The sequence below is a fragment of the Miniphocaeibacter halophilus genome (assembly GCF_016458825.1).
GTDB lineage: Bacteria > Bacillota > Clostridia > Tissierellales > Peptoniphilaceae > Miniphocaeibacter > Miniphocaeibacter halophilus.
Genome location: NZ_CP066744.1, coordinates 1158377 through 1182724 on the forward strand (window position 1 = coordinate 1158377; position 24348 = coordinate 1182724).

General features: G+C 29.6%; 21 protein-coding genes. 17 read left to right on the forward strand and 4 right to left on the reverse strand.

What is annotated here, in order from left to right:
- Nucleotides 1-137: 137 nt before the first annotated feature.
- Entirely contained in the window at nt 138-839 is a 702-nt protein-coding gene (locus tag JFY71_RS05705) for a hypothetical protein (RefSeq protein ID WP_243662080.1), read from the reverse strand.
- Between the two features lie 156 nt (nt 840-995).
- The gene (locus JFY71_RS05710) at nt 996-1481 is read right to left on the reverse strand and encodes a hypothetical protein (RefSeq protein WP_243662081.1); all 486 of its coding nucleotides are present in this window, start codon (nt 1479-1481) and stop codon (nt 996-998) included.
- Between the two features lie 188 nt (nt 1482-1669).
- Between JFY71_RS05710 and JFY71_RS05715 the strand changes: the two genes are divergently transcribed.
- The 4 genes from JFY71_RS05715 (at nt 1670) to JFY71_RS05730 (ending at nt 5797) form a co-directional block, all read left to right on the forward strand.
- Nucleotides 1670-3193: an LA2681 family HEPN domain-containing protein gene (locus tag JFY71_RS05715; RefSeq protein ID WP_243662082.1), complete on the forward strand. Its 1524-nt coding sequence runs from the start codon at nt 1670-1672 to the stop codon at nt 3191-3193.
- 345 nt (nt 3194-3538) lie between these two features.
- Nucleotides 3539-4237, forward strand: a complete 699-nt coding sequence (locus tag JFY71_RS05720) for an alpha/beta hydrolase (protein WP_243662083.1) — start codon at nt 3539-3541, stop codon at nt 4235-4237.
- Between the two features lie 229 nt (nt 4238-4466).
- Nucleotides 4467-4943 carry a MarR family winged helix-turn-helix transcriptional regulator gene (locus tag JFY71_RS05725; RefSeq protein WP_243662084.1) on the forward strand — a complete coding sequence of 159 codons (477 nt, stop codon included), beginning with the start codon at nt 4467-4469 and terminating at the stop codon, nt 4941-4943.
- Entirely contained in the window at nt 4940-5797 is an 858-nt protein-coding gene (locus tag JFY71_RS05730; RefSeq protein WP_243662085.1) for a DUF6544 family protein, read from the forward strand. Before JFY71_RS05725 ends, JFY71_RS05730 begins: the two co-directional genes overlap by 4 nt.
- 210 nt (nt 5798-6007) lie before the next feature.
- Here the strand turns inward: JFY71_RS05730 and rlmH are convergent, their stop codons facing one another.
- Together rlmH and JFY71_RS05740 are read right to left on the reverse strand one after the other, a co-directional pair.
- Nucleotides 6008-6484: a 23S rRNA (pseudouridine(1915)-N(3))-methyltransferase RlmH gene (rlmH, locus tag JFY71_RS05735; protein WP_243662086.1), complete on the reverse strand. Its 477-nt coding sequence runs from the start codon at nt 6482-6484 to the stop codon at nt 6008-6010.
- Complete coding sequence (locus JFY71_RS05740) at nt 6484-7284, reverse strand: MBL fold metallo-hydrolase (protein WP_243662087.1); 801 nt, start codon at nt 7282-7284, stop codon at nt 6484-6486. Before JFY71_RS05740 ends, rlmH begins: the two co-directional genes overlap by 1 nt.
- Nucleotides 7285-7424: 140 nt before the next feature.
- Here JFY71_RS05740 and JFY71_RS05745 point away from each other — a divergent pair, with 140 nt between their 5' ends.
- The 13 genes from JFY71_RS05745 (at nt 7425) to JFY71_RS05805 (ending at nt 24227) form a co-directional block, all read left to right on the forward strand.
- Nucleotides 7425-7955 (forward strand): CinA family protein, encoded by a 531-nt coding sequence (locus tag JFY71_RS05745; protein ID WP_243662088.1) that lies wholly within the window; start codon nt 7425-7427, stop codon nt 7953-7955.
- Between the two features lie 386 nt (nt 7956-8341).
- Nucleotides 8342-9997 (forward strand): peptide ABC transporter substrate-binding protein, encoded by a 1656-nt coding sequence (locus tag JFY71_RS05750; RefSeq protein ID WP_243662089.1) that lies wholly within the window; start codon nt 8342-8344, stop codon nt 9995-9997.
- Between the two features lie 89 nt (nt 9998-10086).
- A complete protein-coding gene (locus tag JFY71_RS05755; protein WP_243662090.1) occupies nt 10087-11016 on the forward strand; it encodes an ABC transporter permease in 930 nt (309 codons plus the stop codon).
- Complete coding sequence (locus JFY71_RS05760) at nt 11016-11948, forward strand: ABC transporter permease (protein ID WP_243662091.1); 933 nt, start codon at nt 11016-11018, stop codon at nt 11946-11948. The genes JFY71_RS05755 and JFY71_RS05760 overlap by 1 nt, the downstream gene beginning before the upstream one ends.
- 7 nt (nt 11949-11955) lie before the next feature.
- Entirely contained in the window at nt 11956-12957 is a 1002-nt protein-coding gene (locus JFY71_RS05765) for an ABC transporter ATP-binding protein (RefSeq protein WP_243662092.1), read from the forward strand.
- Complete coding sequence (locus JFY71_RS05770; RefSeq protein WP_243662093.1) at nt 12957-13928, forward strand: ABC transporter ATP-binding protein; 972 nt, start codon at nt 12957-12959, stop codon at nt 13926-13928. Before JFY71_RS05765 ends, JFY71_RS05770 begins: the two co-directional genes overlap by 1 nt.
- Nucleotides 13929-14273: 345 nt before the next feature.
- A complete protein-coding gene (locus JFY71_RS05775) occupies nt 14274-15245 on the forward strand; it encodes an ABC transporter ATP-binding protein (RefSeq protein WP_243662141.1) in 972 nt (323 codons plus the stop codon).
- A complete protein-coding gene (locus tag JFY71_RS05780; protein WP_275955202.1) occupies nt 15245-16186 on the forward strand; it encodes an ATP-binding cassette domain-containing protein in 942 nt (313 codons plus the stop codon). Before JFY71_RS05775 ends, JFY71_RS05780 begins: the two co-directional genes overlap by 1 nt.
- Nucleotides 16186-17145: an oligopeptide ABC transporter permease gene (gene opp4B, locus JFY71_RS05785; RefSeq protein WP_243662094.1), complete on the forward strand. Its 960-nt coding sequence runs from the start codon at nt 16186-16188 to the stop codon at nt 17143-17145. Before JFY71_RS05780 ends, opp4B begins: the two co-directional genes overlap by 1 nt.
- 11 nt (nt 17146-17156) lie before the next feature.
- Nucleotides 17157-18071: an ABC transporter permease gene (locus tag JFY71_RS05790; protein ID WP_243662095.1), complete on the forward strand. Its 915-nt coding sequence runs from the start codon at nt 17157-17159 to the stop codon at nt 18069-18071.
- Nucleotides 18072-18149: 78 nt separating this feature from the next.
- Nucleotides 18150-19949 carry an oligopeptide ABC transporter substrate-binding protein gene (locus JFY71_RS05795; protein WP_243662096.1) on the forward strand — a complete coding sequence of 600 codons (1800 nt, stop codon included), beginning with the start codon at nt 18150-18152 and terminating at the stop codon, nt 19947-19949.
- Between the two features lie 496 nt (nt 19950-20445).
- Nucleotides 20446-22236, forward strand: coding sequence for an oligopeptide ABC transporter substrate-binding protein (locus JFY71_RS05800; RefSeq protein WP_243662097.1), 1791 nt, complete (start codon nt 20446-20448; stop codon nt 22234-22236).
- 197 nt (nt 22237-22433) lie between these two features.
- Nucleotides 22434-24227, forward strand: coding sequence for an oligopeptide ABC transporter substrate-binding protein (locus JFY71_RS05805; protein ID WP_243662098.1), 1794 nt, complete (start codon nt 22434-22436; stop codon nt 24225-24227).
- The last annotated feature ends 121 nt before the right edge of the window (nt 24228-24348 follow it).

Here is a 24348-nt window from a genome sequence, read left to right on the forward strand (position 1 = left end):
TGAATTAAATTTTTTAGCTAAAAAATAAGGGTTTTACACGTGTAGTATATATAGAGAGGTTGGAAAATAGCCATAAATTAATAGACCTATAATATTCTAATTAAATTAGAGTATTATAGGTCTATTAATTTAAATATTCAATTGGGATGATTTAGAAACAAAAATTTTAAAAATTCAGAAACTATGGTTGGCTTACAATATTCGATGTTAGCACGATAAATACTGGTTTTCAAACTTTTATGAAATTCATTATAATCGTCATAATCTTTTTTTGAGAAATCACTTTTGATTTTAAATTGATTAACAAATGAAGTTTTATTATGTAGATATATCATTGGAAAAAATTCTAATTCTTCTAATATATCAGAATTGGTTATTTCATTATTATTTTCAAGGAATTCTAATATAGTCAAAAGTCTATCAATGAAAACATATACTATCCCAAGTATATCTAGGAAATCTTTAACTTTATTAGTTTTTAAAAATTCAATATAAATTTTACATAATGGTTCATAAAGCTTTATATCTTTAATTTCTGTTATTCTGTATAATATTTTTAATCTGTTGTGGTTATCTAAGGTACAATTGTGAATTTCTTTACTTTCATTTAAAGTTGTTAATATAAGTTTTTTAGTTTCAAATTGCATTGATCGTTCTAAATTATAAAATCTGAAATTTTTAATTTTGCTAGGTCTATTTTCTATCTTCGTATAAAAAAATTGCATTAAATTTTTTTCGTTTTTGAAATTTAAGTTTTTCATAGAGGTTTTCTTGCTTTTAATTAAGGTAAGTGCTTGATAGATGCTATTAAATTTTTTATCATCAGATAGAATTTTCAATTCAAATAAATCCTTGGCTTCATTTATATTGTGTAAAGGTATCTTATTAAATTTTGCGATTGAAAATTTGTGAATAGAAGTTTCTAACCATTCTTCATAGCCAGGGTTATTATTTGTTGCTAGATTACTATAGATTTTTCTACTATCACGATATACTTAACTTGTATTGGTACTAAGTTCTTTTTTTAAGTATTGTATTATTTCTTTATTAAATGAATATTCGTCTCGCATATTATTAATGTAGTCTGCTAATTTGTTTCTTTCATTGTCAAAATTATCTTGAATAGAGCTTAAATTAGAGTTTAATAGTTTTATTAAATGTTTATCTTTTATGATATTTTTTAATAAATTATAATAACTAGTAGAATGTTTTATACCAACGTAATTAATTTTTTTAGATATATGTTTGAATCTGATATATTCAATCATGTTTTCTTTATTGATTAATTGCATTATTATCTCATAAATATGAATAGGGGCGTTAATTTCATCAAATAATAAATCGAAAAATGCATCTAATAATATATATATTTTCGAATTATTTTTATTTTGAATAAGTCTTTTTTCAGTACTAGTATATATTTTTCTATCAGATTTAATCAAATCAATAATTTTTTCTTCTATATCCGACTTTATATGCATTTAAATATCCTCCAAATTAATTAAATAACTTAAATATATTATATATTCAAATGATGAATAAAGTATAAGATAATGATATATTATTAAGGATGAAAAAATATTTAAGATATTTTAAGTTATTTTTCAAAAATTAAGCTAAAAAATAAGTGAAATTTAACTTGGACATTTATTATATAATAGGAGAAAACATGGAAAGTAAAAATATTAAAAACCCATTAGATAAAAGGATTTTAAAATTACAAAAAGATTTTGATAATGCTTTTGATAATAAAGATAAGAAAAAAATAAATGAGTTAATAAATAAAGCTACAAATTCATTTAAAGATAAAGACTTAAATGAACTATCGGAAGCTTCACTTTATTATTCTATTGCTAATGGTTATAATGATTTAATTACACTATCTAATAGTGAAATTGATGAAAAAATTATAGAAAAAATTTTGTATTTTCATAGAATGAGTATAAACATTATAGATGAATATAATTATATAGATGAGGAAGAACCGTATTTTATAGGATTGATGCGAAGTCTATACACTAACTATGCAAATATATTAAGTACTATAGGTAGAATAATAGAAGCGATAAAATATTTTAAAATAGTACTTACGCTAGATGATAATTTTGCTATGGCTATGGGGAATTTAGGAATATCATACATGACTTATTCTAATATTATATGTGATAAAGGACATAAAAATATTCTTAATTATTTTTCATACCATTACCTTAAAAATTCAATTAAAAATATAAATGAGGAAGTAGACAAAGGTGCAAAGGAGATATTCATGTATTATTTAGCCTTATATAATACTGAATATATTGAAAAGTTTTTAAGTCAAAAACTAGATATACCAAGATATTCATTAGGAAGGTCTAATGAAGAAAAAAATTATCGAAACTGGTGTTTAGAAAATAACTTGTTTTTAAATCCTATGAATGACTTACCAATAAAAGAAAATTTTATTGCCAGGGACATAGTACATTTACCAGACATTACTATGCCAGTAAAGGAAAATATCAATTATAAGTTTCATATAATGTATAATAATTTAAAGGAAGAATTTATAAGCTCAAGATTTTTATATTATGAAGCTTTGGAGCCTAACTATAAAACTCATTATTCAGATAGGGATGTTTATCTAATCAACAATTGGAATAATGCTATATATTCAGTACGGATAGAAAAATTAAAAAACTCATTTAAGTTACTATACTCTATTCTTGATAAATCAGCTTTTTTTCTAAATGAGTATTATAATCTTAATATTAATGAAAATGAAATTACATTTAGAAATTTATGGGAGAACAGTAAAGAAGGCAGTCTAAATATATTACCATATAGAAACAATTATGGATTGAATGCTATTAGATGGTTGTACAAAGACATTTTTGTTAATTTACATAAATCTCCTAACCCACATTCTAAAACATTACATACATTAAGAAATGCTTTAGAGCATAAATATATAGTCGTTACGATTAGTAACTTAACTTTAAGTGAAGATTTAGAGAAAAAGGAAAATATATGGTATATATCTGAAAGAAAACTTCAGAACTACACATTACAATTATTACATATGGTTAGAGAATTACTTATTTATTTAGTAATTAGTGTAAATATCACTGAAAATGAAAAAAAGGAAATTTACAAAAGTGAATTTATACCATTAATTAACGCAGATAATTATGACGATGAATGGAAAATATAATATTGATAAAAATATAAAGAATTTGTATGTAGTGGGGGAGTTTATTAAAAATATAAGTATGGGCGGGGAGATTATTCATACGTATGGTTTAGTTATCATAGCATTTCTCTAAGATTAGAAAATGATGTAGCAATTGCGAGGGACTTGTATATATGATTTTGGCCTTTGAAGATGAAAATTTAAATAAAAGTTTGAATACAACTCTAAATCATGATATTAAAGTTGTATATTATGCCGCGCAAAAGAGGAAAATGTTAAAAATATTAACTATTTAAATGAGATTGGGTATTGAATAGTAGAAAGAAACTTTAAAAGATAAATATATGGACTAGAAGGGAATAGAAAATGGAAGAAAATCAATTTATGATTGAAAATATACCTATAAAACTTTGGGGAGAATCTAAAAATAAAGTTTTTCTTTATATACATGGGAAACAGGGTTATAAAGAAGAAGCAAAAAGTTTTGCTGAAATTGTATGTAAAAAAGGCTGGCAAGTTTTAAGTATAGATTTACCAGAACATGGAGATAGAAAAAAAGAAAAAGATAAATTTAATCCATGGATAATTGTTCCAGAATTAAAAACTATTATGAAATACTTAAATGAAAAATGGGATACTATTGGACTCAGAGCTACTAGCATCGGAGCTTGGTTTAGTATGATTGCTTTTCAAGATTATATTTTTGAAAGATGTTTGTTAGTATCACCTGTTATAGATATGAGAGAACTAATTTTTAAAATGATGAGTTGGGAATCTGTAACATTAGAAAAATTGAAAGCAGAAGGAGAAATACCAACTAGTTTTGGAGAAACTCTTTCATGGAAATATTTAAAATATACTATAGATAACCCAATTGAAAAATGGGAATCTCCAACATCTATTTTATATCCTGAATTTGATAATATGACAAATTTAGAAAGCGTAGTAAATTTCTCTAAGAATTTCAAGATAGATTTAACTATTTTAGAGAAATCAGAACATTATATCCACAAGCCGAAAGAACTAGAATATTTAAAGGAATGGACAATAAAAAGCATTATTTAAGACAGTATAAATCTACTGTCTTTTTTTATATTTTAAGCATGGGGTAGAAGTATGGGAAATTTTACAGGTATGGTCCGTAGAAGCTTAAAATAAAGTTTATCATATTTTTTAGGATTACATTTTTTAAGATTATTAATCTGATATAACATATACAGCAACTAGTTACTTAATTGACATAATGGTAACTAGTTGCTATTATATTGGTATATTACAATAGGAGGCGTTTTTCTTGGATATTAAAAAAGCTTTTACAAGTCGAGATAATAACAGAGAAGAAAGAATGTATGGAATTTTTGCAAGTCTCTTTGTTTTTCAGAATAGGCTACAAACTTTATTTGATAATTTTGATTCAAGCATTACCTTAAAACAATTTATGCTTCTTATTTTGATAAAGATGTCGAAGCCCAATGAAACCTTTACTAATTATGGGAAGATGTTAGGATGTTCAAGACAGAATATTAAGAAGTTAGTTAACTTATTAGAAAAGAATAATTATATAGAACTTAGAATTGATGACTTGGATAAAAGGAAGAATTCAATTAAAATTACTAAAAAGACAGAGGATTTTTTTCTTAATAATTCTGACCTACACTTAGAAAAACTAGAGTTGTTATTTAAAGATTACACGGATGAAGAAATTAAACAATTTTATTCAATGATGGGAAAATTATATGATGGAATTGAGAGATTAGAAGGAACGAAATGAGAAAGAGGTTGATGGGTACTGTGGGAATAATAATCGGGTGTGTATTAATAATTCTAGCTAGTGTTATAGTTTATTTTTATATTCCATATTCTCCTCTTAATTCTGAATATAAGGATATTTGTCAGAAAATCGAAGAGGGAAAAAGACAAAATAGTGAAGTGTTATTGAATGATAATATTGAATCACTGCCAAGTTTGATTCAAAAGTATATTGTTACAAATGGATATATTGGAAGTCCAATAGTTAATTCAATGCAAATTGAATTTTTAGATGCTGATTTTATATTAAACAGGGGAGATTCTCCAATTAAGATTAATTACTATCAAATTAATGAAGCTTCGGAACCAAATAGGATTGCATTAATAGACACCTCCATGTATGGAATCCCATTTCAAGGTTTAGATAAATATATGTATGGAGATGGAACAATGAGAGGAGTTTTAGCAAAAAATATAACATTGTTTAACCAGGGGGGAAAAGAGTTTAATATTTCTAGTTTGATAACTTATTTATCCGAGTCAATATTAATGCCATCAATCTTGATAAATGAAAGTTTCCAATGGGAAGAAATTGATGATTATAATGTAAAGGTTTCATTAAAATATTATGATGAAGAAGTATCTGGAGTTTTTACATTTGATGATTCTTGGAAAGTTATTTCTTTTAAAACAAATCAAAGAACTATGATATCAACAGATGGAGAAATAAACAAAATACCTTGGGAAGTTAAATACTTGAATTATAAAAAAGACAAGAGTATCATTAAACCAACAGAAATACAGGCAATATGGCATTATAATGATCAAAGTTCTATATATTTTGATGGAATCATTAATGATATGATATATAATTAATAAACTAAAGGAGAAAAATAGTAGTGACGAATATTAGATTTTAAATTGTAGTAGTGAGAGAGGTTAAGTTAGTGGAGATAGCGGAGATAAAAAAGTTAAAACCTTTTTATGAATATTATGCTGAATGAAAAAGAGATAAATTAGAAGCGGACTGTTTAAGTCCGCTTTTCTTAAATTCATAGTTGTTAAATAAAAAACAAAAAACCGCATTTATTTATGGTACGGTTCATTGTTTGCTATTTTAAAAGAGCGGTATATTTGCTCCAATAATATTAATCTCATCAACTGATGAGGAAAGGTCATTTTTGAAAAGGATAGTTTCATATTGGACAATGATTTTATTTCACTGGATAGGCCATGGGAAGACCCTATTATAAAGGTAAAGGAATTGTAGCCCTTTGACTTTTCTAATTCTAGTTTTTGACTAAATTCAGTACTGGTAAGATTTTTGCCTTCTATTTCCAAGGTTATAACAAAATCCTTCTGTCCGATTTTATTTTTTATTTTTTCCCCTTCTTCTTTTAAAGCTTTTTCTATTATTTTTTTAGAGTTTTCATTTACTTTAATTTCTGGTATTTCAATTATTTGTACTTTTGCGTATTTTTGTATTCTTTTTATATATTCTGCTATTCCATCTTTTAAATATTTTTCTTTAATGTTTCCTACTGAAATTATATTTATATTCATTATGGCACCAGAATAATTTCGTTACTTACATTATATCTATTGGCCAATGTTAAATTAATATCTCTACTTGTATCTAAACCTAGGGATTGTAAATATTTGTTAACTGTGGAGAACGCCAGTTCTTCTGTATTATTTTCTTCACTTAAGTGAGCTAGGATTACATTTTCTTGATTTCCCGTTAATATTTCACCTAAAGTAAAGGCACAGTCCTCATTTGAAAGATGACCTTTTACTGAAAGTATTCTTTTTTTAAGATTGTAGGAATAACTACCGTTTTTTAGCATATCAACATCATGATTAGCCTCTATTAAATAAACATCTGAACCTGCAATTAGTTTTTTCATTCTTTCATTTACTATTCCGGTATCAGTTAGAATTGTTATTTTTTTATTATCCTTATTAATTATATATCCACAACTATTTGCAGAGTCATGGTAAGTACTAAAAGGATGGATATCAATATCCCTTAAGGAAAAATCAATATCATTTTTAAATACTATTAAATTTTCTTCTTTTATTTTGCCTACTTTTTTTAGCATAGCTAGCCAGGTTTTTTCATTTGCAAGTATTGGTATGTTATACCTTCTACTAAGAATACCAGCACCTTTAATATGGTCTGTGTGTTCATGTGTAATTAATATTGCATCTATTGAGTCCGGTAATACATTAGCATTCATCAACAATTTTTCTAATTGCTTACCGCTAAAACCTGCGTCTATTAGCAAACGTGTCTTTTCTGTTTCTACATACATTGCATTGCCTGAAGATCCACTAGACAAAGAACAAAACTTTATACTCATAACCCTCTCCATTTCTATCAGTACTCAATTATATACTATATGAAAAATTTTTTAAAGTCCGGCAGATTAATTTTAATTTATTAGATACAGATTATTTGATAAAATATACAATAACAATATATATTAAGGAAGGAAATAAAATGATAATAGAAAAGTCTTTTTGTGTGGAAAAAAATTTAAAAAAAATTCTCAATATGGATTACCATAATATTGAAAAATCTTTAGTGAGTATATTAATTAAAAATAATATAAGAATTTCCACTGCAGAATCTATAACAGGTGGTTTAATTGCCAGTCGTATTGTAAATATTGCAGGTGCAAGTGATATTTTTGAAGAAGGTTATGTTACCTATAGTGACAGGATAAAAAATAGAGTTCTGGGAGTAAAAAAAGAAACTTTAAATAAATACACTGCAGTTAGTGAAGAAGTATGTTATGAAATGTTAATTAATTTAAAAAATATTACTAAAGCCGACTCTATAATTGTAACTACAGGATATGCAGGACCAGGAGAAAATGCTGGACTGGCATTTGTAGGAATAAACCTTTTCAATTTTTTTATTATCAAAAAGATAAATGTAAGAGGAAATAGAAATGAAATTAGAAAAAAAATAGCAAATATTGCTTTAAATGAACTATATATAAGGTGTAGAAATCAACATAATATATAAATGTTTTTAAGTAAAAAATAATAGAAAAATTTTATCTTATTTTTTACTTTTTTTCAAATTTTGTAAAAAATATGGTGAAAACGTAATCATAAAATGTTGAAATTTCAAGTTTCAAGAAAAGGCACTAGAAAAATATTTAAAAATATTATTTGAAATGATTATTTTTTCATTAAAAAATTAAGTGTTTTCACAAACAATAGTTATAACAATAATGGAAACTTTGAATATATTTAAATTATTTACTGGAAATTTAAATATATATAGTTAAAAGATACACAATAAATTAACGAAATGGTCATTTACCTAAAAGTTATAATGTAGTATAATAGTTTACAGTACATAAAATTATATGTATAAATATAAATTTTATAGGGGGAAAATATTGTATGAAGAAAAAATTTAGAATAGTAGCCTTGCTACTTGCTCTAACATTTGCTCTTACTGCATGTGGTGGAGGTAAGACAAATGATAAAGAAACAGGAGGCGCCGGTGGTACGACTGCTAGTACAGAAGGAAAGTTTTTAAGAACTAATAATACTTCAGAGCCAGGGTCATTAGATCCAGCTTTAGCACAAGGTACTCATGAGTCATGGGTATTACAACATACCTTTGAAGGTTTAATGACCTATGACGAAGAAGGAAACGTTGTACCGGGAGCTGCAGAAGCTGAACCTGAAATTTCTGAAGACGGTTTGAATTATACTTTCAAACTTAAGGAAGGTTTAAAATGGTCAAATGGTGAACCGGTAACAGCTAAGGATTTTGAATTTTCATGGAAAAGACTTTTAGATCCTGACCTAGCAGCTGACTATGCTCATCAAGGTTATTATTTAAAAAATGGTGAAGCTTTTAATAAAGGGAAAGTTGCTGTTGATGAAGTTGGAGTAAAGGCTGTAGATGATTTAACATTAGAAGTTACCTTAGAAAATCCAACTCCTTTCTTTACTGAATTAACAGCTTTCTATTCATTATTCCCAGTATCTGAAAAAGTTGTTACTGAAAACCCTGATTGGGCAAAAGATGCAAAAACCCATGTATCTAATGGACCTTTTAAATTAACAACATGGGAACATAGGGCAGAAATTATAATTGAAAAAAATGAAAATTACCAAAATGCCGATGCAGTAAAAATAGACGGAATTCATTTTGATATTCTTGAAGATAAAAATACTGAGTGGCAAAATTATGATTCAGACCAATATGATATTATTGTAACTCCTCAAGCTGACGTTGTTGCACAAAAACAAGCTGAGGGAAGCGAAGAGTTAGTTATAGGTACAGATGTTGCAGTATATTACTATAATGTAAACAATGAAACAAAACCTTTCACTAACCCTAAAGTAAGACAGGCCTTGTCTATGGCACTAGACAGAAAGACCTTAGTTGAAAATGTTTCACAAAGTGGTGAGGTACCGGCAGAAGGTGTTGTACCATTTGGAATGAAAGATGAAAACAACAAGGAATACAGAGATGCTGTAGGTAATTTAATTACTGAGGATGTTGAACAAGCTAAAACACTATTTGAAGAGGGATTGAAAGAAGAAGGCATGACTTTAGATGAATTTAATGCCGCTAAATTTAATATTCTTTACAATACAGATGATAAACATCAAAAAATGGCAGAAGCTGTTCAAGATATGTGGAATAAGAATTTAGGAATTAGTATAGGATTAAAAAATACAGAATTCCAAGTTAAATTAAATGATGAAAAAGCTGGAAATTATGATGTTTCAAGAGCTGGTTGGATAGGAGACTATGCAGACCCATTGACTTTCTTGGAGTTATGGGAAACAGAAGGCTCATTTAACGATGCCAACTATGCTAATGAAGAATATGACAATTTAGTTCAAATAGCAAAAACATCAAACGATGCAGCTGAAAGATTTGAAGCTATGAGAAAAGCTGAAAAAATAGTTGTAGAAGATATGGCTGTTATACCAATTTACTTCTATACTCAACCATATATGGTTAAACCAAATGTTAAGGGAATATATAAAACATTATTAAATTACCCTACTATGACTTTTGCAGAAATTGAATAGTCAATTTTAAAAATTAACAATTGAATAAAAGATAGAGAATGTGTACATTCTCTATCTTTTATTTAGATTAAATTAAAAAGGGGAAAAAAATGGCTAAATTTATAGGAAAAAGAATCGCCATGGGTTTTGCTACATTATTTATTATTATTACAGTAACATTTTTCTTAATGCATGCTGTACCTGGTAATCCTTTTGCCAAGGAAGGTAAAATGCCAGAAACGGTATATAATAATCTACAAGCAAAATACGGTTTAGATAAACCTAAATCTGAACAATATGTAATTTACTTAAAAAATCTCTTAAAGGGAGATTTTGGCGAGTCTATGAAATCAAATGCAGAAACAGTAAATGAAATGATAAAAAGAGGAGCTCCGGTTTCTGCAAAACTAGGTGGACAAGCCTTTATATTGTCAATGTTCTTTGGTGTTGTACTGGGGGCTGCTGCAGCACTTTATCAAAACAAGGCTCCGGATTATTTTATGATGATAATTGCTTTAATAGGAATTTCTGTCCCTAGTTTTGTTATGGCCAGTCTTTTTATTCAATTTATTGCTAAGGGTTCTGGATTTTTACCAACTTCTGGTTGGGGTACCTTTGCTCATACAATACTGCCGACAATAGCCTTATCGCTTATGCCTATGGCATCAACAGCAAGGCTTATGAGGTCATCAATGTTGGAAGTTTTAGGACAGGATTATATTAAGACAGCTCAATCTAAGGGTTTAAAAAAATTAAAAGTAATAATGAACCATGCTATTAGAAATGCAATTTTACCAGTTGTTTCTCAAATGGGTACTACTTTATCGAATTTATTAGTTGGTTCTTTTGTTATAGAAAAAATCTTTGGAATAGCTGGTTTAGGAACATTTTTTGTTACTTCAATAAGTAATAGGGATTACACACTAATAATGGGTACTACTGTTTTCTATGCTGTTGTATTAGTTGCTATTTTAGTTATAGTTGATATTTTATATGTAGTAATAGACCCAAGGATTAAATTAACTAAGGGGGATAAGTAATGGATAATTATAAAAAATACCCTCAAGAGTTATTTGAACCGGCAAAAAAAGATTTAAATAAAGATAGAATAACAAGACCGACTATTTCATATTGGAAGGACGTCTTTAGAAGATTAAAACAAAACAAACTAGCTATGTTTGGACTATTCCTACTTGTAGCATCTTTATTATTAGCTATTATTGGACCAATAATAAGTAAATTTGATTATCAAACTACTAATCCAGCTATGAAAAACCTAAGACCTAATAGTGAACATTGGTTTGGAACCGATCCATTAGGTAGGGATATTTTTGCTAGAGTGTGTTTTGGTATTAAATATTCTCTTTTAATTGGTGTTTTAGCAGCTGCCTTCGATTTTCTTATAGGTGTATCCTATGGCGGAATTGCAGGAATGGCAAGAGGAAGAGTGGACTCAATAATGATGAGTATAGCCGAAGTATTATATGCTATTCCATATATGTTAGTTGTAATTTTAATTTCCGTAACTTTTTCAAGTGATAGCGGAGTTGATTTATTTACTATAGTTTTAGCTATGAGTATTACCGGTTGGATACCTATGGCAATACTAGTAAGGGGTCAAGTGTTACAAATAAAAGAACATGAATATGTAATGGCTTCAACTTCATTAGGGGCTTCTAACGGATATTTATTAAAAAAACATATTATTCCTAATTCAATAGGGCCTATAATCGTTAATATTACTTTAGCAATACCAAGGGCTATTTTTGCTGAGGCTACACTAAGCTTTTTAGGATTAGGGGCACAACAACCGAGTTTGGGAAAATTAATTAGTGAAGGACTAGGACTAATGGGAATTAATATTTTCTATCAACTGGCTTTTCCAGCATTCTTTATATCTATAATTATGTTTGGATTTAATGTACTTGGTGATGGTTTAAGAGATGCCTTAGATCCTAGGTTAAGGAAGTAGGTGGAAAATGGATAATATATTAGAAGTAAAAAACTTAGCAGTTTCCTTTCAAACTTTTTTTGGAGAAGTTGAAGCTGTTAGAAATATATCCTTTAATGTAGAAAGAGGAAAAACATTAGCAATAGTAGGAGAGTCAGGTTGCGGAAAGTCCGTAACAGCAAATTCTATTATACAATTATTGCCAAAACCGCCTGCACTATATAAAAATGGGGAAGTAATTTTTAATGGAGAAGATCTTCTGAAAAAATCAGAAAAAGAAATGACCTCTATTAGGGGAAATAATATATCTATGGTTTTTCAAGATCCAATGACCTCTTTAAACCCAACTATGAAGGTTGGTAATCAAATAGTTGAAGGTGTAAGAAAACATAAAAAAATTTCAAGAGATGAAGGAAAAAAACTGGCTATAGAAATGCTTAAAACAGTTTCTGTACCCCAACCTGAAAAAAGGGTAAATCAATATCCCCATGAGTTTTCAGGAGGGATGAGACAAAGGGTTATGATAGCTATTGCAATGGCATCAAAACCGGAGCTTTTAATAGCAGATGAGCCTACTACGGCTTTAGATGTTACAGTTCAAGCTCAAATATTGGACTTAATGAAAAAACTAAAAGATGAAATGAATACATCTATAATATTAATAACTCATGACTTAGGAGTAGTTGCAGATATAGCTGATGAAATTGTAGTAATGTATGCAGGTCAAATTATAGAAAAAGGTAAACTAAACGATATTTACTATAATACAAAACATCCGTACACAAGAAAGCTTTTAGCTTCCGTACCAAAATTAAATATGGATAAAAATGAAGAACTTCATTCAATTGAAGGTTCTCCACCGGACTTGTATATGCCACCAAAAGGGTGTTCCTTCTACGATAGATGTGATAACGCAATGGTAATTTGTGAAGAACATATGCCGGAATTTGCTGACCATGGAAATGGCCATTGTAGTTGTTGCTGGCTAAATCATCCTCAATGTTCTAAGAATAGAGAGGAGGCTTTGTAGTGGAAAAAGAAAAATTAGTTGAAGTTAATAATTTAAGTAAATACTTTAAAGTTTCAGGTGGCGATTTAAAAGCTGTTGATAATATTAGTTTCTATATCAACAAAGGAGAAACCTTTGGTTTAGTAGGAGAGTCCGGTTGTGGAAAATCTACAGCAGGTAGAACAATGCTAAGACTTTATGAGCCAACAGCAGGAGAAGTTATATTTAAGGGGAAAAATATTTGCGAATTTTCCGACAAAGAAATGAAAGAAGTAAGAAAACACATGCAAATGATTTTCCAAGATCCTTATGCTTCATTAGACCCTAGAATGACAGTTGAGGAAATTGTAGGAGAGCCTTTTGAGATTTATGGAATATTAAAGGGAAAAGAAAGACAGGAAAAAGTAATAGAATTACTGGATATTGTTGGACTAAGTTCAGAGCATGCTCAAAGATTTCCCCATGAATTCTCAGGTGGTCAAAGACAAAGAGTAGGGATTGCAAGAGCATTGGCATTAAATCCAGAATTTATTATTTGTGATGAGCCAATTTCGGCATTGGATGTTTCCATTCAAGCACAGGTTGTAAATCTTTTGAAGGATTTACAGGAGAATTTAGGACTTACGCTACTTTTTATAGCTCATGATTTGTCCATGGTAAGATATATATCAGACAGAGTTGGCGTAATGTACTTAGGAAAACTAGTTGAACTTTCAAGTAGTGAAAAACTATATGAGCATCCTTTACATCCATATACAAAAGCTTTACTATCAGCTATACCAATAGCAGATCCCGATGCTCAAAAAGAAAGGGAAAGAATAGAATTAAAAGGTGAAGTGCCAAGCCCTATTAACCCTAAACCGGGATGTAGATTTGCAGACAGATGCGAATATGCAAAAGATATTTGTAGAAATACAGACCCTGTATTAGAGGAAATAGAAGAGGGTCATTATGTAGCATGTTTAAGAGTAAAAGAAATTAATAAAATTTAGTATTCAGGCTCCTTCCAATTATGGAAAGGGGCTTTTTTTATGAATTTAAATTCATTATTACTAATTATTATATATGTAATTATTAAGATTAATAATAATTTAATATACAGTATCTATAATTTATGTTACTGCAAAGCGTTTATGTATGATTTAAAATAATTATTTTTTTCTCATAAATCTATAACAAATAGACAATTATTAACAAAGTTTATATTATGTGAAAATACTTTACTTATATATTGTCAAAGTAAATGTGAATTTGGTATAATACACTTATGTAATTAATTTTAATAGAGAAGGAGGTATATTTTGAAAAGCTCAGAAAAGATTTTAGAAGTAAAAAACATGCACACAGCATTTAGAATAAATGATAAGTATTATGATGCTGTTGATGATGTTTCCATAGATTTATATAGAAATGAAATTCTTGCCATAGTTGGAGAGTCGGGTTGTGGGAAAAGTACTTTAGCAACAACAGTAATGGGTTTACATAATATGAACTACACAAAGGTAAGTGGTGAAGTTAATTATAAAGGTAAAAATTTACTAAAGCTAAAGGAAGAAGAATACAATAAGGTAAGAGGTGGAGATGTTGGAATGATATTCCAAGATCCACTTGCTGCACTAAATCCCCTTATGAGGATTGGTGAACAAATAGAAGAGGCCTTAGTATACCATACGGATTTAGACAAGGAAGGAAGAAAAAATAGGACCTTGGAAATCTTAAGGGAAGTTGGAATTACAAATGCGGAAAGAATATACAGGCAATTTCCACATCAACTTTCTGGAGGTATGAGACAAAGGGTAATTATTGCAATTGCACTTTCATGTAAGCCGGAAGTTTTAATAGCAGATGAGCCAACAACAGCATTAGATGTTACAATTCAAGCTCAAATTCTAGACTTAATGGGGGATTTGCAAAATGAAATAAATGCGGGAATTATTTTAATAACCCACGATTTAGGAGTAGTATCTCAAATAGCAGATAGAGTTGCAGTAATGTATGCAGGCCAAATTGTAGAATTGGCACCTGTTATAGAATTGTTTGAAAATCCTAAACATCCATATACTAGAAGTTTACTTAACTCTATTCCTCAATTGGATAATGATGATGACGAATTACATGTAATACAAGGTGTTGTTCCTTCATTAAAAAATATGCCAAGAAAAGGATGCAGATTTTCCAGTAGAATTCCATGGATACCTGAAGAAGAACATGAGGAAAATCCAGTATTACATGATTTAGGCAATGGACATTATGTAAGATGTACATGTTGGAAAAACTTCTATTTTGAAGAAGATGAGGGGGAAAAATAATGTCATTTTTAGAAATAAAAGACTTAAAAGTCCACTATCCTATTAGAGGAGGGTTTTTCAACACAATTCAAGACTATGTTTATGCTGTTGATGGAATAAGCATGAAAATTGAAGAAGGAAAAACATATGGTCTAATTGGAGAATCAGGATCTGGAAAATCAACAATAGGTAAAGCAATAGTAGGTTTGGAAAAAATCACATCTGGCCAAATTTTTTACAAGGGACAAGATGTTACAAGACCTAGAAGTAGGAAAAAAACAAATTACAATAAAGATATACAAATGATCTTTCAAGATTCTATGTCTAGTTTGGATCCTAAAAAAAGGGTAATAGATATAATAGCTGAACCAATTAGAAATTATGAAGGATTGGATAAAGACAAAGAGAAGAGAAGGGTTTTTGATTTACTTGAAATAGTAGGTTTGCCAAAAGATGCAATATACAAATATCCTTTTGAGTTTTCAGGAGGACAAAGACAAAGAATTGGTGTAGCTAGAGCAGTTGCTTGTAAACCAAGACTAATAATTGCAGACGAACCTGTATCTGCCTTAGACTTATCAGTTCAAGCACAGGTTTTAAACTATATGAAAGAAATTCAAAAAGCACTACAATTAAGTTATATTTTTATTTCTCATGACTTAGGAGTAGTAAAACATATGTGTGATTATATAAATATAATGCATAGAGGAAGGTTTGTTGAAACAGGGGATAGGGAAGAAATATATCAAAATCCTCAACACATATATACAAAGAGATTAATTGCAGCAATTCCAGAAATTGATCCAGCAAACAGAGACAAATTAAGAGAACATAGAATAAAAGAAGAAATTGAATTTGAAAACAAAGAAAAAGATTACTATGATGAAAAAGGAAAAGTATATGATCTTATACAACATGAAGGAACTCACTTTGTAGCTGGAAAGAAAGAGGTGACAGTATAATGTGGAAAACTATTTTAAGAAGATTTTTAGTTATGATACCTCAATTATTTATTTTAAGTATAATGATATTCGTACTAGCTCAATTTATGCCAGGAGATCCCTTTACAGGATTAATAACTCCCGACACCGATGCAGCAACAATAGAAAGACTTAGGGAAGAAGCTGGTCTTAACGATCCAGTACATATTCAATATATAAATTGGATTAAAAATGCTGCTAAAGGCGATTTGGGTAGAAGTTACACCCAACAACTTCCAGTTACTAAAGTTATAGGTTCAAGAGTAGCAAATACATTTTCATTATCATTACTATCTTTAGTTTTAATGTATGCTATAGCTTTACCACTGGGAATAATTGCAGGTAGGTACAACGGTAGTCGGATAGATAAGGTAATTACTTCCTATAACTTTATAGCATTGGCCATACCAGGCTTTGTACTCTATTTGGTAATGCTATTAATATTTGGATATAGACTTGGTTGGTTCCCAACAAGTGGTACAGTATCAACAAGTGGATTAACCGGTATAACCTATATGCTTGACAGATTATACCATATGATATTACCGGCACTGTGTTATGCAGTACTAACAACTACTAGTACTATACAGTATTTAAGAAATGAAATAGTTGATGCAAAAAGTCAAGACTATGTAAGAACAGCAAGAAGTAAAGGTGTGCCAATTAAAACAGTATACAATAAACATATATTTAGAAATTCACTTTTACCAATAGCGGCGTTTTTTGGATTTCAAATAACAGGTCTTTTAGCAGGCTCAGTAATGATAGAAACCGTATTTGCTTATCCAGGAATGGGATCTCTTTTCATAGATTCAGTAACACAAAGGGATTATTCCGTTATGACAGCATTAGTTTTACTATATGGTTTACTTACTTTAATAGGTAGTTTAGTTTCAGATATTATTATGAGTATAGTAGATCCAAGAATAAGAATTGAGTAGGAGGAAGTAGCATGGAAAAACAATATGAAGTTGAAGAAGAAATGTTAGATAAAGCAGCTACTGAAAATCCTACAGGTTTTAAAGTTATAGTTAAAGAATTTAAAAAAGATAAATTAGCAATGGGTTCCTTGATTGTTTTAGCAGTACTTTGGTTAGCTATTTTCATTGGAGCTGCTGTTTTAGACCAAGATGAAATAATGTATGTAGATATTTTATCTTCATATGCACGACCAGGTGAAAATGGATTTTTGCTAGGAGCAGACTATGGTGGAAGGTCCATACTAGGTCAGTTGATAATAGGTGGTAGAAACTCTATATTAATTGGAGTTTCAGTAACGATTTTAACTACGATAATTGGTATAGTAGTTGGATTAATAGCAGGATTTTATGGTGGAAAAATAGACAATGCTATTATGAGAATAATAGATTTTATTCAAGTTCTTCCAACAATGATGATTATAATAGTTATTGTAACAATTATTCCTAAATATAATATGCTGACCTTTACTATGATAATGGTTGTGTTTTATTGGGTAGGAAATGCTCGGCTAGTTAGAAGTAAAGCCTTAACTGAAGCTAGACGGGATTATGTTAGTGCTTCAAAAACCATGGGAACTAAAAGTTGGAAAATTATGTTAGGTGGAATATTGCCAAATATAAGTTCAATAATAATAGTAGATGCTACCTTAAGTTTGGCTGCTAATATTGGTATAGAAACAGGGTTGTCATTCTTAGGATTCGGTTTACCACCAGCAACACCAAGTTTAGGAACATTAATAGGATATGCAAGGTCACCGGAAGTAATAGCTGACAGATTATATATTTGGTTGCCAGCATCATTATTAATATTAGTTATGATGTTATGTATAAACTATATTGGACAAGCATTAAGAAGGGCATCTGATGCTAAACAGAGATTAGGTTAGGATAATAGATGGTTCTTAAGAGAATTCTCTTAAGAACTATTTATAAATAAATATAATAAGGAAAGAGGAGATTGGAAAATGAAGAAACGTTTTAGAGTGCTGGCTTTGGCACTGACCTTAGTTATGACTCTAACAGCTTGTGGAGGCGGAGGCGCTGAAAAAGAAACCGGTTCTGCAGGTAAAGGAGAAAAAACAACAACAACTTCTGAAAGAAGTGCAATAGCAAAACATGAAGGGGACCCTATAGAAGGTGGAGTTTTTAAAATTGGACTAGTAACAGATTCTCCATTTGTAGGTGTATTTTCTGAGATGCTATATCAAGATAATTTTGATTGGGAAATAATGGGAGATACAATGTATGCAACTTTTGAATCAGGAGCAGACCAAGAAATTAAAAGCTCAGGAGCTGTAGATATTGAATTCGATGAAGAAACTAAAACCGTTACTATAGTAAACAAAGACGTTTTTAAATGGTCAGATGGTACTCCTGTAACAGCAGCAGACTGGGAATTTGTATATAAAGTAATAGGACATCCAGAATATACTGGTATTAGATACGACTCAGATTACATGAATGTTGTAGGAATGGACGAATACCATGCAGGGGAAACAGATGAAATCTCTGGAATAGAAATGCCAGATGAAAAAACTATAAAAATTACATTTAAAGAATTTACTCCAGGTATATTATGGGGTGGAGGTATTCCATTTAACCCAGCACCTAAACATCAACTAGAAAATATTCCTGTAAAGGATTTAGAAGGTGCACCAGAAGTAAGAGAAACGCCATTATCATCTGGACCTTTTGTAATATCAAAAGTAACACCAGGTCAAAAAGTAGAATTTGTTAAAAATGAACACTTTTGGAAAGGTGCTCCAAAAATAGATGGAGTAGAGGTTGAAGTTCTTCCTTCATCAAGTGCCTTAGCTTCTTTAAAATCATCAAAATATGATTATATAACTCCATTACCAGGAGATATTCAATTAGAAGATTTAGAAGATTTAGATGGATACACTATATTAGAAAGAGATGAAGCTGCCTACACATATATTGGCTTTAAACTAGGTAAATGGAATGCAGAAAAAAATGAGGTAGAAGTAGATCCAAATGCTAAAATGGCAGACCCTAATTTAAGAAAAGCAATGGGTTATGCATTGGATAATGATTCAATAGGTGAAAAATTCTATCATGGCTTAAGAAGACAGGCCAATTCATTAATAATACCTGTATTTTCTAATTTCCACGATGAGACACTTGAAGGATATAATTATGATCCAGAAAAAGCTAAAAAATTATTAGATGAAGCTGGATTTAAAGATGTTGATGGAGACGGATATAGAGAAGACAAAGATGGAAATGAACTAGTAATTAATTTCGCTTCAATGTCTGGAGGAGATATAGCTGAACCTTTAGCAATGGCATATATTCAATGGTGGAAGGATATTGGTTTAAATGTAAAACTTACTAACGATAGATTAATTGAATTCCAAGCTTTCTATGAAATGGTAGATGCAGATGATCCTGGTATAGATATTTACCAAGCTGCTTGGGGAACAGGTTCTAATCCAGATCCTAATGGACTATATAGTAGATATGCACCATTTAACCGTCCAAGATATATTGATGAAAATATAGAAAAGGCTTTAAATGATATTGCAAGTTCTAAATCTTTAGATGCAGATTTTAGAAAAGAAGCATATAGAGCGTTTGATGAAGCTATGTTTGAATCAGCACCGGTAATTCCTACTTTATTTAGAAAGGAATTAAGACCAATTAACAAAAGAGTTAAATTCTATGATTGGTCATATCCAGATGGATCAGATGAACCAGGATTTAGATTTTCAGATATAGAATTAACAGCAGATAAACCTATGTAACAAATTATTTTCATAAAGATGGTCATTATAGACCATCTTTATGAAAAATTATTTTTTAATTTCTTCTTAGATTTAAATTTAGATTTTAGAATATGTAATTTAAAGTTAGCTGTAAAAGATATTTTTTTAAACTAGTATAATGCATTATGCGTTAAGAACAGTAAAAAAATAGATAATTATTTTGAATTATAATATTCTATAAAAAGAGTAACAATATAAAATAATAACAATTAAAGGCTATAAATTTAAAAATATAGTAAAAATGGACTCACTATATTTTAGAGAAGTAGATTATACAGTAAAAATTTATTTAACAATAATTTGAAAAATAAAAAACGGTTAGATTGAAAAAGTACATACAAATGGTATAATAAATAACGTAGAGGTATAGAATATTGAAATGAAAATAATAAGAAATCTATATCTCTATGTTATCCAAGAATATGATGCATAATGCATTATATTATACATAATATAAACATAGCAGGGGGAAAAAATGAAAAAGTTTATTAAATTTACTGCCTTATTTTTATCGCTAACCATAGCCTTAACAGCATGTGGTGGTAAGAATAAAAGTGAAGATAAAAAACAAGAAGCTAAAGATTCAATTTCAACAAGAGGAACTATTGTAGAAAATGAAGGAACTCCTATAAAAGGAGGAGTTCTGCAAGTAGGATTGGTTTCGGATTCTCCCTTTAAAGGTATCTTTTCAGTAGAGTTTTCCAATGATTCAGTTGATGCTAATATTACAAATCCTACTATGTGGGGAACTTTTTCAACAGATAGTGAATTAAAATTAAAAGGAAATGATGCAGTAGATATTGAATTTGATCAGGAAGCTAAAACCGCTACTATAAAAATAAAGGATTCTTTTAAATGGTCAGATGGAACTCCAGTTACTTCAAGGGACTTTGCCTTTCATTATGAAATTGTAGCAGATCCAGAATATAAAGGCGTAAGATATGATGCTGACCATAAAAACATAGTAGGTATAGAAGAATTTAGAAATGGAGAAGCAGATACTATTTCTGGTTTAGAAACTCCAGATGACAAAACCCTAGTAATAACTTTTAAAGAATTTACGCCTAGTATATTATGGGGAAGTGGAATAGTAACAGAACCTGTACCTTATGAATATTTAAAAGACTTAAAAGTTTCAGAGATGGAAGCTAGCCCTCAGCTAAGGGAAAAACCTCTGTCAACAGGACCATTTGTAGTTAAAGAAATTATACCAGGACAAAAAGTTGAATTTGAAAAAAATGAATATTATTGGAGGGGCGCTCCAAAACTAGACGGAGTAGTATTTGAAGTAGTGCCTTCTTCAAATGTATTATCAGCGTTAAAATCTGGCAAGTATGATTTAGTAACATCTATACCTTCAACTATAAAAACAGAAGAACTTGAAAATTTAAAAAATTATTCTTTATTAGAAAGAGATGATAATAATTTATCTTATATGGGCTTTAAATTGGGGAAATGGGATGAAGAAAAAGGTGAAGTAATTGTTGACCCAAATGCAAAAATGGCAAATGTTAATTTGAGAAAGGCTATGGCTTATGCATTAGATCAAAAAGCTTTAGGAGATAAATTCTATGAAGGGCTAAGAATACCGGCTAACTCAATGCTAATTCCTATTTTTAAAGATTTTAGGGATGAAAATGCTGAAGGTTATAGCTATGACCCGGAAAAAGCTAAAAAGCTTTTAGACGAAGCTGGATACAAAGATGTAGATAATGATGGCTTTAGAGAAGATCCAAATGGAGAAAAATTAGTAATATACTATGCTACTATGTCTGGTTCAGAAGTTGCTGAGCCTATGGCAATGGCGTATATTCAGTGGTGGAAAGAAATAGGATTAAATGTAGAATTAACAAATGGAAGATTATTAGAATTTCAATTATTTTATGAGATGGTAGAAAATGACGATCCTAATATAGACGTTTTTAGTGGTGGATGGCAAATTGGAAATAATCCAGATCAAAATGAAACCTATTCTAAGTATTCGGCATTTAACTTTTCAAGATATACAGATGATGCAATTCAAACTGCCTTAGATAATATGGCAAGTGAAAATGCTTTTGATTCTGAATTTAGAAAGCAAGCATATAAAGATTTTGATAAAGCAATGTTTGATGCTGCTTCTACTGTGCCAACTATGTATAGGATTGCTCAATATGTAGTGAACGATAGAATAAAATATTTCGATTGGTCTTATCCTTATGGGCAAGAAAATCCGTTTACCTGGGCAGATATAGAATTAACTGCAGATGCACCAATTAAAGAGTAAGATATTTTCTAGGTAATATCTTTATGAAAAAACAATCAATTATATTGATATTCGAAACAAAAATGGTATAATAAATAACGTAGAGGTATAGAATATTGAGAATGAAAATAATAAGAAATCTATATCTCTATGTTATCCAAGAATATGATGCATAATGCATTATATTATACATAATATAAACATAGCAGGAGGAAGAAATGAAAAAGTTTATTAAATTTGCTGCCTTATTCTTATCGCTAACTATAGCCTTAACAGCATGTGGCGGTAACAAGGATTCAAAGAAATCTTCAGAGGCGGGAAACAATACAAATACTGTAAAAAGAAGCAGTATTGCAGAACATGAAGGTAAAGTAATAGATGGCGGGGTACTAAAAATAGGCCTTGTAACTGACTCTCCATTTACCGGAATATTCAATGACCTATTTTCTACTAATGCAGACGATATGGAATTATTTGACTATATGGCTGAATATCCTAGTAAAGATGGTGATGGAAGATGGCTTGAAGAAGATGAATTAAGAAAAGTTGATTTTGACAAGGATAATAAAAAAGTTACAATTACCATAAAAGATACTTTTAAATGGTCTGATGGAACACCGGTTACTTCAAGGGATTATCTATTTGGTTATGAAATCGTTGGACACCCTGAATATACAGGCGTTAGATATGATGTTAAATACCAAAATGTAGTTGGAATGGAAGAATACCATAACGGAGAGGCTGAAACTATATCAGGTATAGAAACTCCAGATGATAAAACAATTGTAATTAGCTTTAAGGAATTTTTGCCAAATATCCTATGGGGTGAAGGAATTATGGAAGTTCCCCAACCTTACCATTATTTAGGGGATGTACCTGTAAAAGATATGATCTCTAACGATAAAATTAGAATTAATCCTTTATCCAGTGGAGCTTTCGTTATAACCAATGTTATTCCTGGAGAAAGAGTTGAATATAAAGTTAATGAACATTATTATAAAGATGTTAAAATAGATGGAATAGAAATAGAGAGGGTTCCAGTGTCAAATGTACTAGCCTCTTTAAAATCAGGAAAATATGATTTGTTAAATGCTATACCTGGTGATATTAAAAATGAAGAATTAGATGACTTAAGTGGATATTCTGTAATTCAAAGGGCTGGAAGAAGTTTAGGACTTATAGGTTTTAAATTAGGTACTTGGGATAATGAAAAGGGCGAAGTAAATACAGATCCTAATGCTAAAATGGCAAATGTAAATTTAAGAAAAGCAATGGGCTATGCATTAGATATAGATGCAGTTGGAGAAAAATTCTACCAAGGTTTAGCCTTTAGAGCAAATTCTGTAACCTTACCAAGATTTGTTAATTTATACAATCCAGATGCTGAAAAATATACTTATGACCCTAAAAAAGCTGAAGCACTTCTAGATGAAGCAGGTTATAAAGATGTTGATGGAGATGGTTTAAGGGAAGATCCTAATGGAGAAAAATTAACTATAAATTATGCAGCAATGTCTGGTGGAGAAGTAGCTGAACCGGTGGCAACAGCATATTTACAATGGTGGAAAGCTATAGGATTAGATGTACAACTATTAGATGGAAGATTACATGAAATGAATTCCTTCTATGAAAGACTTCAAACAGATGATCCAGAAATAGATGTATATTTTATGTATTGGAGTTTAGGTACTAGTCCTAATCCTACACAGTTTTATGATAAAACAGCAGCGTTTAACTTTACAAGATATACTGATGAAAATATGGACAAGGCCTTAGAAGATATAAATGGTGAAGCTTCTTTCGATAATGAACATATGAAAAAGGCATTTGATGACTTTGACAAAGCAATATTTGACGCTGCACCAATTATACCTGCAACATTTAATGAAGCTAGATTTGTTGTTAATAAGAGAATAAAATATTATGATTGGTCTATAGTAGATAAAGACGGAAATCTAAATAATTTTGGAGAAGCTGATGTAGAATTAACAGCAGAGGAACCAATTAAATAATAAAATATTAACTATATTAATTATATTAAACACATAGGATAACTTCCTATGTGTTTAATGTTTTCTAGGTAATTATTACAAAAAGATTAAGTTTTATTAATTATCTTGCTATAAAAAAATA